This window comes from Mycolicibacter virginiensis, from assembly GCF_022374935.2.
In the GTDB taxonomy this organism is placed as follows: domain Bacteria; phylum Actinomycetota; class Actinomycetes; order Mycobacteriales; family Mycobacteriaceae; genus Mycobacterium; species Mycobacterium virginiense.
The window spans coordinates 2,412,953-2,425,995 of record NZ_CP092430.2; the positions used below are offsets into that span (position 1 = coordinate 2,412,953).

16 protein-coding genes and 1 pseudogene are annotated in these 13,043 nt (G+C 65.6%); 5 read left to right on the forward strand and 12 right to left on the reverse strand.

The window, feature by feature from the left end; translation table 11 throughout:
• Positions 1-73: 73 nt before the first annotated feature.
• Complete coding sequence (locus tag MJO54_RS11605; RefSeq protein ID WP_046283180.1) at positions 74-724, reverse strand: maleylpyruvate isomerase family mycothiol-dependent enzyme; 651 nt, start codon at positions 722-724, stop codon at positions 74-76.
• A 6-nt stretch (positions 725-730) separates the two neighbouring features.
• Entirely contained in the window at positions 731-1,270 is a 540-nt protein-coding gene (locus MJO54_RS11610) for an FKBP-type peptidyl-prolyl cis-trans isomerase (protein WP_046283179.1), read from the reverse strand.
• 79 nt (positions 1,271-1,349) lie between these two features.
• On the opposite strand from MJO54_RS11610, the gene MJO54_RS11615 reads away from it, so the two are divergent.
• Both MJO54_RS11615 and MJO54_RS11620 read left to right on the forward strand, forming a co-directional pair.
• The gene (locus MJO54_RS11615) at positions 1,350-2,387 is read left to right on the forward strand and encodes a TIGR03617 family F420-dependent LLM class oxidoreductase (RefSeq protein WP_105295702.1); all 1,038 of its coding nucleotides are present in this window, start codon (positions 1,350-1,352) and stop codon (positions 2,385-2,387) included.
• 10 nt (positions 2,388-2,397) lie between these two features.
• A complete protein-coding gene (locus MJO54_RS11620) occupies positions 2,398-3,285 on the forward strand; it encodes a hypothetical protein (protein ID WP_105295703.1) in 888 nt (295 codons plus the stop codon).
• On the opposite strand, the gene MJO54_RS11625 is transcribed toward MJO54_RS11620, so the two are convergent.
• The 3 genes from MJO54_RS11625 to MJO54_RS11635 form a co-directional block, all read right to left on the reverse strand.
• Positions 3,282-4,112 carry a DUF6498-containing protein gene (locus MJO54_RS11625; RefSeq protein WP_434006652.1) on the reverse strand — a complete coding sequence of 277 codons (831 nt, stop codon included), beginning with the start codon at positions 4,110-4,112 and terminating at the stop codon, positions 3,282-3,284. The genes MJO54_RS11620 and MJO54_RS11625 overlap by 4 nt on opposite strands.
• A gap of 70 nt (positions 4,113-4,182) precedes the next feature.
• Positions 4,183-5,106 carry an NAD(P)H-dependent flavin oxidoreductase gene (locus MJO54_RS11630; protein WP_046283176.1) on the reverse strand — a complete coding sequence of 308 codons (924 nt, stop codon included), beginning with the start codon at positions 5,104-5,106 and terminating at the stop codon, positions 4,183-4,185.
• Between the two features lie 50 nt (positions 5,107-5,156).
• Entirely contained in the window at positions 5,157-5,957 is an 801-nt protein-coding gene (locus tag MJO54_RS11635) for an alpha/beta fold hydrolase (RefSeq protein ID WP_105295704.1), read from the reverse strand.
• Between the two features lie 132 nt (positions 5,958-6,089).
• Here MJO54_RS11635 and MJO54_RS11640 point away from each other — a divergent pair, with 132 nt between their 5' ends.
• Both MJO54_RS11640 and MJO54_RS11645 read left to right on the forward strand, forming a co-directional pair.
• Entirely contained in the window at positions 6,090-6,851 is a 762-nt protein-coding gene (locus tag MJO54_RS11640; protein WP_105295705.1) for an MgtC/SapB family protein, read from the forward strand.
• Between the two features lie 92 nt (positions 6,852-6,943).
• Positions 6,944-7,375, forward strand: a complete 432-nt coding sequence (locus tag MJO54_RS11645) for a cellulose-binding domain-containing protein (protein ID WP_065153410.1) — start codon at positions 6,944-6,946, stop codon at positions 7,373-7,375.
• A gap of 28 nt (positions 7,376-7,403) precedes the next feature.
• Here MJO54_RS11645 and MJO54_RS11650 read toward each other — a convergent pair whose 3' ends face one another.
• Positions 7,404-8,654 (reverse strand): HNH endonuclease signature motif containing protein, encoded by a 1,251-nt coding sequence (locus MJO54_RS11650; RefSeq protein ID WP_046283172.1) that lies wholly within the window; start codon positions 8,652-8,654, stop codon positions 7,404-7,406.
• A gap of 188 nt (positions 8,655-8,842) precedes the next feature.
• Positions 8,843-9,409, reverse strand: a complete 567-nt coding sequence (locus tag MJO54_RS11655; RefSeq protein WP_046283171.1) for a dihydrofolate reductase family protein — start codon at positions 9,407-9,409, stop codon at positions 8,843-8,845.
• A gap of 50 nt (positions 9,410-9,459) precedes the next feature.
• On the opposite strand from MJO54_RS11655, the gene MJO54_RS11660 reads away from it, so the two are divergent.
• The gene (locus MJO54_RS11660) at positions 9,460-9,606 is read left to right on the forward strand and encodes a hypothetical protein (RefSeq protein ID WP_105295707.1); all 147 of its coding nucleotides are present in this window, start codon (positions 9,460-9,462) and stop codon (positions 9,604-9,606) included.
• 24 nt (positions 9,607-9,630) lie between these two features.
• Here MJO54_RS11660 and MJO54_RS11665 read toward each other — a convergent pair.
• The 5 genes and pseudogenes from MJO54_RS11665 to MJO54_RS11685 all read right to left on the reverse strand — a co-directional run.
• Positions 9,631-9,786 (reverse strand): annotated as a pseudogene (locus MJO54_RS11665) (YaeQ family protein); the annotation flags it as partial.
• Positions 9,787-9,839: 53 nt separating this feature from the next.
• Positions 9,840-11,138 (reverse strand): IS256 family transposase, encoded by a 1,299-nt coding sequence (locus MJO54_RS11670; protein ID WP_240175972.1) that lies wholly within the window; start codon positions 11,136-11,138, stop codon positions 9,840-9,842.
• Positions 11,139-11,157: 19 nt separating this feature from the next.
• Complete coding sequence (locus MJO54_RS11675; protein WP_350355700.1) at positions 11,158-11,652, reverse strand: YaeQ family protein; 495 nt, start codon at positions 11,650-11,652, stop codon at positions 11,158-11,160.
• 108 nt (positions 11,653-11,760) lie between these two features.
• Entirely contained in the window at positions 11,761-11,970 is a 210-nt protein-coding gene (locus MJO54_RS11680; RefSeq protein WP_046283169.1) for a hypothetical protein, read from the reverse strand.
• Positions 11,971-12,421: 451 nt separating this feature from the next.
• A complete protein-coding gene (locus MJO54_RS11685; protein ID WP_065153300.1) occupies positions 12,422-12,952 on the reverse strand; it encodes an Rv1443c family protein in 531 nt (176 codons plus the stop codon).
• Positions 12,953-13,043 lie beyond the last annotated feature (91 nt).

Below are 13,043 nucleotides of genomic sequence, written 5' to 3' on the forward strand. Positions count from 1 at the left end.
GAGCGCACGCTACCGGATGCGGACGACCATGGCAATGGCAATTAAATCAGTTGGGGCACAACGCAAGAGAGCTTCACACGTGGCCCGTGAACGTTCGCAGTGCCTGCACATGGACGGCGGGGCCGGTCAGCTCGACGTCGGCTCGTGTCTGGCGTCCCGCCAGCCAGCGAACCAGGTTGGCCGGCGTCCCCCTGACCAGTACCGCCTGCTCCGTCTGGGGGCCCACGGCTGCCAAGACGTGGCCGTCATCAGTGCTGACTCTCAACGCCGCGCCCACGGGCAGTTTTGTGTGCTGATAGCGCAGTAGTGGGGCGATGGCCTGTTGCAGTGTTGCCGGGGCGGGGTGGTCGGCGCCGTTGGCGGCGGCGAGGTCATCGTGATGGGTCCAGTACTCGAACAGCGTCAGCGGTGCTACCGGCGACCTGAGCAGCAGTCGCGGCAGTGGGCGCCCCAGCCGGTCGATCAACTCGGTGAAGCCGTAACGATGCTCACGCCGAATTGCGAACTCCACCAACCGCGTTGGCGCCGGCACCGTGATCCCGCGCGCCACCAGCGATCGCGCAATGAACGTCGAGACGCCACCGAGGCGTTCCTCGGCCGCCAGGTGGGCCGCAAGATCTCGCGCGGTCCACGACCCGCACCCGGCGGGCGCTGAGGCGCCGGCGGCACTCAACGAGCTCGTGAGTGCCACCCGTTCCGCCTCGATGTCCCCGGCGAGCGTCACCGTGGATCAGCCTGAGGCGCCCAGAATCTTGATCGCGAAGACGAGGGTGTCGCCCTGCCGGATGCCGGCGCTGGGCTGGCCGTCAGGGTAGCCGTCCGCGGAGGTCATGGCCACCGCGACGGTGGAGCCGACCGTTTGGCCGGCGATCGCCTTCTGGAATCCGGGGATGACGCCGTCGAGCGGGAAGTCCACCGGGGCGCCGCGCTTGTAACTGCTGTCGAACACCGAACCGTCGCGTCCGTTGACGCCCATGTAGCAGACCGACACCTTGGCCGTGCCCGGAACCACCGGGCCGCTGCCGGCCTGCAACGTGTGCACCTGGGTCGACGTCACGCTGAACGGCGCCGACACATCCACCCGGGGCGCGGCCGTTTCGGTCGATCCGGTGACCGCGACGCTGCCGGTGGCCCCGGTCAGCGTCCACTCCGGCGTGCCGGCGGCGGGTGCGGCCGTGGGGCAGGTGCCGGCGGCTACGGCCGTGCCTGCCGCCGCCAAGGGCAGGACGATTGCCGCGAGACTAGCGGCAACAGCGACGAATGAGTGCATCCGAGTGGGTTTCACTTCCGCCACGTTACAGACGCAAAGTAGCCCCGGCAGCAAGGACTCGGCACGTAGTCTCACCCACGTGCACATAGACGTCATGGCCCTGCCGCAGCCGTTGGCCAAGGCCGGCGACCTCGCCCGCAACACCCAAAAGGCGGGTTTTTCCGGTCTGCTGTTCACCGAAGCCGGTCGCACCGCGTACCTCAACGCCGCCATCGCATCTCAGGCCGCACCGGGTCTGGAGCTGTCGACCGGTGTCGCGGTTGCCTTTCCCCGCAGCCCGTTCGTCACGGCGGCTACCGCGTGGGAACTGCAGGAGGCGAGCGGCGGCAAGTTCCGGTTGGGACTTGGCACCCAGGTGCGTACCCATGTGGTGCGGCGCTACGGCGCGGCGTTCGACCATCCCGGCCCCCGGTTGCGTGACTACGTGCTTGCGGTCAAGGCGTGCTTTGCCGCCTTTCGAACGGGAAAGCTGGATCATCATGGGGAGTTCTACGACCTGGATTTCATCACCCCGCAGTGGAGCGCAGGGCCGATCGAGGCAGCAGATCCCAAAGTCGATGTCGCGGCGGTGAATCCATGGATGTTGCGGATGGCCGGCGAGGTGGCTGACGGTGTGCATGTTCACCCGCTCGGCGAGCCTGGCTACCTGGCGCGTCACGTGGTGCCGAAGGTGGCCGAAGGCGCCGCGACGGCGGGCCGTTCCGCGTCGGAGGTCGCCGTGATCGTGCCCGCGATGACGATCGTCGGCGACAGCGATGAAGAGCGGCACAAGGAGCGGGAGTTCGTGCGGGCTAGCCTGAGCTTCTACGGAAGCACCCCGAATTACGCCTTCATCTGGGATGAGGCCGGATTCGACGGCACCACCGCCCGGATCCGTGAGAAGCAGAAGGCCGGCGACTTCGCCGGGATGGCAGCGCAGATCAGCGACGAGCACCTGGCCGCGTTCGCCACCGAGTCGACGTGGGATGAGTTGGCAGACAAGCTGATCGGCAAGTATGGGGGAGTTGCGACGCGGCTGGTCCTGTACAACGCGCTCGGCGACGCTGAGCGCTTCGAGCGATACGGTGAGATCGCCCAGCGGATTTCGGCCGGGCCGCACACCGTCCAGGCGCGTTGAGGTCAATGGCGTGCTGATCGGGGTGGCCGCAGCGTTGCTGGCCTGTTTCGGGTACGGGGTTGCGTCGGTCCTGCAGGCTTACGGTGCACGGAATTCTCCTGCGGTGGAGAGTGCCCTCGTCACGTCCGACGGCCGACCGACCCTGCGCTCGACCGCCAACGCGGTGCTGACCACGGCATTCATTGCCGGGATGGTCCTCGACGTCATCGGTTTCGCCGGCAACATCGTCTCGGCGCGGCTGATACCGCTGTTTCTGTCGCAGACCATCGTCAGCGCCAATCTGGTTGTTACCGCGGTGCTCGGCATCGCTGTGCTCGGCGTTCGGCTGCGCCGCCGCGATTGGGTGGCGATCGCGACGGTGATTGTGTCACTGTGCGTGTTGGGGCTCAGCTCTGGTCAGGCCGGTACAGACACGTCGGGATCGGGGCTGCACTGGGCGCTGCTGTGGCTGGCAATGCTGATCGCCGCGCTCGGGGTTGGTCTCATTCGCCTACTGGGAGCCCGCGCCGCCATCGCCGCCGGCATGGTCGCCGGTGTCCTCTACGGGGTGATGGCCATCGCGGTCCGGGTGGTCGACGGCGTCGATCCGCTGCAGTTGCCGGTCTTGCTGAAGGACCCCGCGTTGTGGGCGATCGCCATTGCCGGAGCCGGGGGCTTCTACCTGTTTACCGTTGCGCTGCAGCTGGGTTCGGTGAACGGCGCTGTTGCGGCCTTGGTCGTCGGCGAGACGGTGATGCCCGGCATCGTCGGTGTGACACTGCTCGGGGATACCGCGCGAGCCGGGCTGGGCTGGCTGGTGGCGTTGGGGTTCTGCACCGCGGTCGCAGGTGCGGTGGGCGTCGCCATATTCGGTGCGGCCGCCCATGGGGAGGCGACCAATCCGGTCGTATTCCGTTAGGGCCTGGCGGTCTTCCAGGGCTGCTCGTTGCGTCGTTGCCGCTCGCGTTCGTTGGCTTGGTCCTTCACCCAAAAGTCCTCGAATCGTTCGCCGGGGTGCACGTTGGGGAGCCGATTCATCAGGTTGCTGAGCCCGCGTGGCGGCCTCGCCGGCTCCCATTGGGGAACCACCGCGCTGAGCGCGGCCAGACTCTTGAGCACGACGAATACCGTGAACAGCGCACCGGGCGCGTTCGTCGCGGCAATCCCGGCGAATCCGAGAAGCAGCGTCATGTGCACGACCATGACGCGGCCCAGGCCGACGTTGGCCGCGGTCTCGATATCCCGGAAGGACCAGCGGCGCAGGTCGACCAGGTCGGTGAGGAATTCCATCGTCAGGAATAGCACTACGCCCAGGCATCCCCATCCGACACTGCGCCAGTCCAGATCGATCATCGCAAGCTCGGGCGCTCGGTTGTGAATCAGCAGCGCGAGGATGGCCCCCAGGAACACGCCGTGGGCCGCGCAGAACACCAGGCTGATCAGGGCGAAGCCGCTCAAGAACGACGAATTGGACGGGCCGCCGGTTCCAGGGCCGCGGTAGCGGAAGTGCCCGTACTTGGGATTCAGGCGCTGGTGTATGGCGATGCGGGCGATCACGAGCAGACACATCGTGACGTTCTCAAACCAGTACACGACCACGGTCGTTGCGCCCGACCAATGTTGACCGAACCAGCCGAATGCCGGGACGGCGATGACGCCGAGCACGGCGAACAGATGAAGGGGCGAGAATTTCGAGCGGCGCCGCGAATCCTGCCCGGATTCGGGCCCCGACTCAGGCAAGGTCACGCGTCGGCCGTCCGACTCTGGCGAACCATTGCATGATCATGGACGCTCGGAGCTCATCTGCGGGCGAGGTTCACAAACTCTCGGCTCGCGATCGTGCGCCGTCCAGCACCGCTTCGATCTCGTCCCACGTGCGGCGAATGATCTCGGCCACCGGAAGAAGATCGACGATCCGGGACGATACTTGGCCGGTGTTGGCGACGCTGGCCTCCATGTCACCGTCGAAATACAGCTCGGTGATCTTTCCCAGCAGCCGTGAATCCGGGTCGTGCGCAGCGACCCGAGCGGCCAGTCCGGTCCGCAGGACCCGCATGGTCGGATTGCCGGGAACGTCGAGAAGCACTGTGCCGGAATCGTTTGCGGCCACAATGGCGTCCTTGAAGTTCGCGTGCACCGCGGATTCGTGACTGGCCAACATCCGGGTGCCCATCTGCACGCCCTCGGCGCCCAACACCAGCGCCGCTGCGGCCGAGCGGGCATCGCAGATGCCACCGGCGGCGATGATCGGCAGGTCAACGTTCTCGGCGACCAGGGGGAGCAGCACCATGGTTGAGGCGCCCAGCAGTGACTTGAACCCGCCGCCTTCGACGCCCTCAACCACCAGCGCATCGACACCGGCATCGGCGGCTTTGAGCGCGCCCTTGAGCGAGCCGACCACGTGGACCACCGTCATGCCGGCGTCGTGCAGTGGTTTGGTGAACAATGCCGGGTCGCCGGCGGAGGTGAAGACATGGCGCACGCCGGCTTCGGCCAGGGTGTCGACAATCGAAGGGTCGCCCTTCCATCCCTGGATCATCAGGTTGGCCGCCACCGGCTTGTCGGTGAGCTCGCGTACCCGTTGCAGATCGACACGCCCCTCGGGAGTGAGGGTCTCGATCACGCCGAGCCCGCCCGCCTCGGACACCGCAGCGGCGAGTTCGGCGCGCGCGATGTAGGTCATCGGGGCCTGGACGACGGGATAGGCGACGCCGAGCAGGGATTTGATGCGGTTGGCCACGGCCTATTCAAGCATCCGCGCCGGCCGCATAGTGGATCACTAAGGGCTTGCTACGAAGCCTCGGCCCGCGCGCTGGGAGCGCTACCCTCGAGCAGGACGCGTGCCACGAGCTCGGGGTCGTCGGCCATCGGGACGTGGCCGCACCCGGGCAGTCGGATGTGGCGGGCCTGGGGGAGTCGCTTCTCGGCGATCCGCGCTTGGTAGGGCAGCAGGATCCGGTCACGCGCGGCCCATGCGACGGTCACTGGGATGTCGGCCGGGATCTCGCGGTCGAACACTTCGGCGGCCGGGAAGATCTTCTTCATGGCGGGAATGGCCCGCCGCATGCCGTTGAGGTCGCCTATGAATTCGTCGGCCGGGATCCGCTCGGGGTGGGCTGACACCACCCCGCCCATGATGTGCCGTGCCCGCGGCGAACGAGCGAGCCTTGGCACCACGGGGGCCAGCAGGCGGGCGCTGGTCGTCAGCCACGTGAAGAGCAGACGGATGTAGGCGAAGTCGATGGCGTTGTGCCAATACGCCGCGGGGGAGAGCACGGTCGCGCTCGAGACCAGATTGTCTGCGGCGGCCTCCATCGCGATCCGGCCGCCCAGGGAGTTCCCGGCAATGTGCGGGCGCTCAAGTCCCAGCTGGTCCAAGAGCCCGACCAGTTCGTCGCGCAGGGTTCCCTGTACGTCGTCGTTGCGAACCACAAAGTCGTGCGATTCGCCGTGACCGGGCAGGTCGAAGAGCACGACGGTGCGATGGTCGGTGAGGTGCTCGAGTACGGGATACCAGGCCTGCCTGCGGTGCGTGATCCCGTGGACGAGCACCAAGGGCTCACCAGTTCCATGGATCTCGTGCTTCAACATGTCGGCTCCTTGTCGCGGACAGTGACTTCGCCCCTGGGCAACGGTAGCCCTGTTGATGATCCCGTGGGCACCGCGGGTGGACCGATCAGCTGCGTAGGTGTAGCCGTTCTCGATAAGTGGTAACCCCCCTCGATGACTACGTGGCTGGCGCAGGGGTTTTTCAGCGGAACAGGTCAGGGGACCCGGCAGGTCGTCGAGTTGGTGGCGGCGTTCGCGTTGACCGCGCTCATCGGTCTGGAACGCGAGATCCGGGGCAAAAGCGCCGGGTTGTGTACCCAGACGATTGTCGGCACGTCAGCGGGATTGATTCTGCTGGTCAGCAAGTACGGGTTCGGTGACGTCATCGCCGCGGGCACGGTGATCCTGGACCCGTCGCGCGTTGCGGCGCAGATTGTGTCGGGCATCGGCTTTCTGGGAGCGGGCCTGATCATCACGCGCCGTGGTGCGGTGATCGGGCTGACCACCGCGGCGGCCATCTGGGAGTCGGCGGCGATCGGGATGGCCGCCGCTGCGGGGCTGCTGTTGTTGGCCGTGGTGGTGACCATGCTGCACTTCGTGATCGTGATCGGGATCGCGCCGTCGGTGCGACGGATGGCGACGCGACTGCCCGGTTCGGTACGCGTGCATGTCATCTACCAGGACGGCCGGGGAATCCTGCGGAAACTGTTGGAGGCGTGCGATCTGCACAGCTGGCATCTGACCTCGTTGGTCACCGATTCACCTGCGACCTCGCCCGCGACGGTGGGATTGCCCCTTGGATCGCACAGCCAGACCGCCGATCACGTCGGTGTCACGATCACCTTGTCGGGTCCCCGCGTCGTCGAGGCAACGCGGATACTTGCTGATATCGAGGGTGTCACCCGGATCGACCAACTGCATGACGACGCCGACTGACGTCACGTGACGGTTTCAGTTGAGCAAAGGTACTGCAGGGGAGCGGCGGGGACAGGGGCGATAGCGCCCATTCGGCTTTAGTGTTGGCTGCTATGGGCGCAGTACTCCACAGTCGCGTGAAACGCTGGTGCACAGCGCTTCACGTTGGCCTGGCGGTGGCGATGGTGGCCATCCTCGGATTCGCTACCAGCGCGGTGGCTCATGCGGCCGCGGCCACCGCGACGTTGTCGGTGACCTCGACGTGGCAGACCGGCTTCATCGCCCGCTTCACCATCACCAACTGGAGCTCGGTGCCGATGACCGATTGGCGGCTTGAATTCGACCTGCCGGCCAATGAATCCATCTCGCACGCGTGGAACAGCAGCGTTGGCCGATCCGGCACGCACTATGTTCTGGCCCCGGCGAATTGGAATCGGATCATCGCGCCGGGCGGCACCGCCAGGGGTGGTTTTCGAGGCGTGGTGTCCGGGACATACTCGCCACCGGTGAATTGCATGCTCAACAGGCAGCTTCTCTGCACCTAGCGGACTGTGCGCTCCACTCGCGGCCGATCTAGTTGGTGCTTGGTGGGGCTTGGGGTTGGAAGGGTTGGTACCACCACCAGTCGGCGCGTTCGCCGGTCGGTCCGGGGCAGGGTGCGACTACCGGTGCTGGGGTGCGGGGTGGGCGGGCCAGTGATCCTCGGTGGAGTTGTCGGCCGTCGGCATCGGTGACAACGAGATTCTCGGCAGGTCCGGTGATGGTGATGATGCCGCGGTGATGCAGCCGGTGGTGGTAGGGGCAGAGCAGTACCAGGTTGTTCAGTTCGGTGGCGCCGCCGTCTTCCCAGTGCCGGATGTGGTGGGCGTGCAGGCCGCGGGTGGCGCTGCAGCCGGGAACAGCACAGGTGGCGTGGCGGTGTTCGAGGGCGCGGCGCAGTCGACGGCTGATGGTGCGGGTCGATCGACCGCACCCGATCACTTCGCCGGCACGCTCGAACCACACTTCGCAGGTGGCGTCACAGGTCAGGTACTGCCGCTCGGCTTCCGAGAGTAGGGGGCCCAGGTGCAGGGCGCCGATCTGCTGTTGGACATCAAGATGCACCACCACCGTGGTGCGCTGACCGTGCGGTCGTCGGCGCACCTCGGTGTCCCAGCCGGTTTCGACCAGCGCTAGGAAGGCGTCGATCTGGGTCGGCATCGGGGGAGTGTTGTCGGGTGTGGCGCTGCTGGTGTCGCGGTCGCGGTTCCACGCGGCGATGAGAGCATCGAGATGCGATTGCAGTGCGGCGTCGAAGATCGCTGATTCGGTGTGCGGCAAGGCGATGCGCCAGATGTCGAGTTCGGCGTTGGAGTTCTTGGTGATCGCCGGCTGCGGGTCGGGCCGCGGACCGGGGTCGGGGCGTGGTTCCAGGTTGACCGCGGTGCGTAGCTGGTTGACCGTGGCTACGCCGGCCAATTGTGCGTAGTGCTCGTCGGAACCCTCGGTTGCCCGCCCGGCGATGACGCCGACCTGGTCGAGGGAGAAGCGGCCTTCCCGCATCCCTTGGGCGCAGCGGGGAAACGCTTCGAGTCGGTGCGCCACCGTCGCGATGGTGTGCGCGTTGCCCGGCGATACGCCGGTCTTCCAGGCCACCAGCGCGCCGACCGAGCGTGCCCCGGTAGCGCCCCACAGTTCGTCGTGGTCGATCTCGGCGACGATCTCCACGATGCGGCCATCGATCGCGTTGCGCTGACCGGTCAATTCCGACAGTTCCTCGAAGAGCACCTCGAGGCGCTGGTCAGGACGCGTTTCGGCGCTGGCGGCGGTCGCGGTCGAGGACATGACATCAGCATGGCAGCAGGGTCTGACAAGTCGTCCGGAGACAACGGCAGCGCCAGGAACGGTCGAGTAACCCGGTCAGGAGGCGACACTGCTCGACGCATCACCGGATAGCAGGGGAGCCAAGTCGGAGACGATCACGGAGTGTGGTGCCCGCGTACCGTGGGCCTAGCGGCGACTCCTCTGTTGGTTCAGTCGTGCTTAGCCGCGTAGCGCAGCAGCACCGTGCCGCCCGGGAAGCTGCGGTTCTCCAACAGCCGCAGCGAGATCCAGGACGGCAGGGTCGGGAAGAATGGGGTGCCGCCGCCCACGGCGGTGGGGGCGATCACGATCCGGAATTCGTCCACGAGTCCGGCCTGCACGATCGGTGCCGCCAGCGTCGCGCCGGCCACCTCCAGGTTGCCGTCGGTTTCGGTTTTCAACTTCGACACCACCTCGACCGGGTCGCCGCGCTCCAGGCGGGAATTCCAGTCGACCGACTCCAGGGTGCGTGAGAACACGACCTTGGGCATGGCGCGCCAGATGCGGGCGAAGTCGACGATCAACGGGGGAGCGTCCGGGGCCTCGTCGGCAGTGGGCCAGTAAGCGGCCATCAGTTCGTAGAGCCGCCGCCCGTAGAACGACAGCGCGGTCTCGCGTTCGAAGTCGTTCCAGTACTGGTGCAGTTCGTCGCTCGGCTCGCTCCAGTCGATGCTGCCTTGTGCGTCGGCGATGTAGCCGTCCACCGACACGTTGAAGCCGTAGATGAGCTTGCCCATGGAGATCAGTGTGCACTGGACACCACCCGGGGCCAGGGGACAATTGCTGTATGTCGCCCGCGCTCTGGATCATCGTTGCCTTGCTCGCCGTCGGGACGATCGCCGGTGGGCTGATGCGGATGCGGGCGTGGTTGCAGAAACCGGTGCCGCCCGAGGTGATCGAGGCCGCGCACCGCGATGACGCCGAGGACGATTAGCCAGCGATCGCGGCGCTTAGATGTTCACTGCAATGGCTCGGGCGTGAAGGTGACGTCGACACCGCCCACGGTCATCGTCACCTGGCCTTCCATCAGCATTACCTGCGCCGAGACCCGTCGATCGACAGTCTGAGCCAGCTGCTGCACCGGTGCGTGCGGTATCTGCAGCACCGACAGGGAGCGTGTCAAGTTTTCTGTGTAAGTCGTCTGCCTGAATAGTTCGGTTGTGGTGCTTACAGATACGGATCGATGCGATCTGGGTAGACCAGCGTGAGCTGTTCGAGGGCCTTCTTCCAGTTGGTGACCACCTGTCCTTCCACGAGCCGTCCGGGGGCTGTTCGGCAACGTTTCTGGCCGCGTTCCTTGGCCCGATCAGCGGCCCGTTTGTCCTCGATGTTGCAGATCGCCAACCAGAGCAACTTCACCACGGCGGCGTCGTTGGGGAACTGGCCGCGAGTCTTGATGACTTTGCGCATCTGGTAGTTCAGCGACTCGATCGAGTTCGTCGTGTAGATCACCCGCCGCAGCTCAGGTGGGAATGCCAGGAACGGAATGAACTGCTCCCAGGCCCGATCGAAGACCCTGGTCACCGTCGGGTTCTTGGAGCCCAATTCCGATGCCCCGAAGGCATCAAGCTCGGCGCGGGCAGCGTCGGCGTCGACCGCGGTGTACACGGGTTTGAGGGCGTTGGCTACGGCCTTGCGGTCGCTGTAGGACACGAATCGCAGCGCGTTGCGGATTAAGTGCACCACACACGTCTGCACGGTGGCCTGTGACCAGGTGGCCGCGATCGCCTCGGGGAACCCGGTCAACCCGTCGCAGCAGACGATCAGCACGTCCTTGATCCCGCGGTTAGCCAGGTCAGCACACACCGACGCCCAGAACGCCGCTCCTTCGTTGTTCTGGACCCAGATGCCCAGAACATGCTTGATCCCGGCCATATCGACGCCTACGGCGATGTGAGCGGCCTTGTTGCGGGTATGGCCGCCGTCTTTGACCTTCACGATCATCGCGTCGAGGTAGATCACCGGGTACAGCGACTCCAGCGGCCGGCGCTGCCAGCTCAAAACCTCATCGGAGATCTCGTCGACGATCTTGGAGATCGTCTCATGGGAGACCTCGGCGCCGATCGTGGAGGCCAGGTGAAATTGGATGTCTCGCAATGTCATTCCACCGGCATACAGGGAGATGATCATGTCATCGAGGCCCCCGATGCGGCGTTGGCCCTTGGGCACCAGCCGCGGGGTGAACGAACCGTCCCGGTCCCGAGGCACATCCAAAGGCACCGGGCCCGCCTCAGTTAGCACCGTCTTGGGTGACGCGCCGTTACGGGCATTGGGCAGCTCCCGGCCGACCGGATCACCCTTCTCATAGCCCAGGTGATCAGTCAGCTCGGCCGCCAAACCCCGCTCCAAGGCGAGCTTGATCAAGCCGGGCAACAAGCCGCCCTCACCGGTCAGCGCAACCTGTCCGGTATCGATCTGAGCCAGCAGCTCATCCACCGTGCCCGAGGCCCGAAGCGCCTCGGCCATCTCCACCGTGGAGCCAGCCTCAACCAACTGCGAGTCCACATCCCTGTCTGTCGTCACGTCCTGAGATCCTTCCGCTTCCCGGACCTACACAGACCATCTGACACCCCCCCGACAGGTTCGGCAGCCCGGCCACTTTGGGGCCGACGGTGCGCCACCAGGTGGCCACGCCCGAAGCGAAGGGGAACAGCAGCACCTGGTCGGCCTGGCCGGCCGCCTTGCCCAAGGCGCGTTCGTCGGGCTGGCCGACGTTGATCCACTCCAGGATCCGGCCGGTGTAGTCGGTGAGCGCCAAGTCCGGTACGCCGGGTGTGGACAGGCCCGCCCCGAACGCCAACTCACCGTCGACGTCGGCGAGGCGGTGCGCGCGCAGCCCAAAGGCCAACAGCCGCACCACCATGCGCTCATCGTTCTCACTGGGGTGACGGGCCACGGTCAGCGCGTGATCGGCGTAGTAACCGTGATCGACATCGGAGACGCCAAGTTCGACTTTGAATACCGTTGCAGAAAGGGCCACGCCATAGTGTCCACCAATATGGCTGTCCATCGAGCAGCGAGGCCGCATCGAGTGGACAGGAAGCCGCGCTAGCCGTCGGATCGAGTCGCTGAGCTCACGCTGCCGGGTTCACGCGATGCTGCTGAAAATCGCCGCAACCAGCCCGATCAGGATCAGCACGCCCGCCATGACCACGGCGTAGATCGCGCGGCGGTGTCGGTGTCGGCGGGCGCTGTCGATCGCCACAGCAATGATGACGAGGATCAACGCTGGATAGACCGACAGTCCGACGGTCAGCAGTGCCGCTTCACCGGCGCTGGCCAGAGTCACTTCGTGCATGCGGTGAGCCTACGGGGAACGGAGGGTGACCCCGTGATTCGTCCAATGAACATGGCGTACATAAACTGACATAATGTACGTTATCGGCGTTAGGGATACCTGCTGGAAGAGGCCGGGTCGGATCTGTATCGTCGTTTCCTTCGCCTTGTATGCGGAGTCACCCCTGGAGTGACACCATGGCCAACCATCACCCGTCTCGGTCTTGGCGCGGTTGCCCGCTGCGCAAACCACACAAGCGTCGCGGCGCCGGCCGCGCCGCCAAAGATCCCGCGCAGGTGCGTCGCCGCCTCGGATACGCTCGCCGCTATTCGCGGCGCGACGCCGGCCGCGACTGACCTGGAGTCGCCCCCCGCCTCACCCCTGTCCACCGCGTCAATACGTCACAGTGACGAAATGATTAGGTATGGCCGGAGCGCCCTATCGACGTGAAATCACTTCTCGGAGTGGCGAATCAGGCCTGAGGCGGCTCGGAGCTACCACGGGTGCGCATCGTCCGCGCCAGCCGCCGGTGACGATGAGCGAAGAAGTGCCCGAGGATGGTGCGCACTAGTGTGCTCGATCCAGGGATGAGTCCTAATAGCGTCCGCGGAGCTACGGTGATCTCGTCGGTGACGATGGTTGTCTCGCCGGCGGTACCGTTCGTTGGCTCCAGGGTGCGGTGATGCACCCAAATACGCATTCCGGTCATTCGAGACTCTTCTCGGAACATCCGACCCGGCTCGATCCTGGCGATTGTGATGTCGTCGAAGCCGACCGGGATGACTCCGAAGAGCAACAGGTAGCTTTTGCCGATCCGAGTGCCGGGTGTCACGTCGCCGATGGAATTGCCACGGAAGCTGCGCGGCATAGTCATCTTGAGATACGGACCCATCTCATCGTTGATCCCGTCCTGCGAGGTGATCCGCCGCCACACCAAGTCAGGCGGGCTCTCGATCACGCTGGCTGTGCGGATTACCTGTTCATCGGTACGAGCCGATCTCATGTCATTCCTCTGTTGGCTTGATTGGCGTGCTTGATCTGGGTTACGCAGGGCTGTTGTGAGACGCCGAGCAACCCCTCGCCGTTGTTAGGAT

Bases quoted from the DNA above. Each gene is read 5' to 3' on its own strand.
- MJO54_RS11685 (WP_065153300.1), bottom strand. From the start codon at position 12,952: ATGAGATCGGCTCGTACCGATGAACAGGTAATCCGCACAGCCAGCGTG.
- MJO54_RS11645 (WP_065153410.1), top strand. From the start codon at position 6,944: ATGGGCGCAGTACTCCACAGTCGCGTGAAACGCTGGTGCACAGCGCTT.
- MJO54_RS11650 (WP_046283172.1), bottom strand. From the start codon at position 8,654: ATGTCCTCGACCGCGACCGCCGCCAGCGCCGAAACGCGTCCTGACCAG.
- MJO54_RS11655 (WP_046283171.1), bottom strand. From the start codon at position 9,409: ATGGGCAAGCTCATCTACGGCTTCAACGTGTCGGTGGACGGCTACATC.
- MJO54_RS11635 (WP_105295704.1), bottom strand. From the start codon at position 5,957: ATGTTGAAGCACGAGATCCATGGAACTGGTGAGCCCTTGGTGCTCGTC.
- MJO54_RS11610 (WP_046283179.1), bottom strand. From the start codon at position 1,270: ATGCACTCATTCGTCGCTGTTGCCGCTAGTCTCGCGGCAATCGTCCTG.
- MJO54_RS11660 (WP_105295707.1), top strand. From the start codon at position 9,460: ATGTCGCCCGCGCTCTGGATCATCGTTGCCTTGCTCGCCGTCGGGACG.
- MJO54_RS11670 (WP_240175972.1), bottom strand. From the start codon at position 11,138: ATGGCCGAGGCGCTTCGGGCCTCGGGCACGGTGGATGAGCTGCTGGCT.
- MJO54_RS11640 (WP_105295705.1), top strand. From the start codon at position 6,090: ATGACTACGTGGCTGGCGCAGGGGTTTTTCAGCGGAACAGGTCAGGGG.
- MJO54_RS11680 (WP_046283169.1), bottom strand. From the start codon at position 11,970: ATGCACGAAGTGACTCTGGCCAGCGCCGGTGAAGCGGCACTGCTGACC.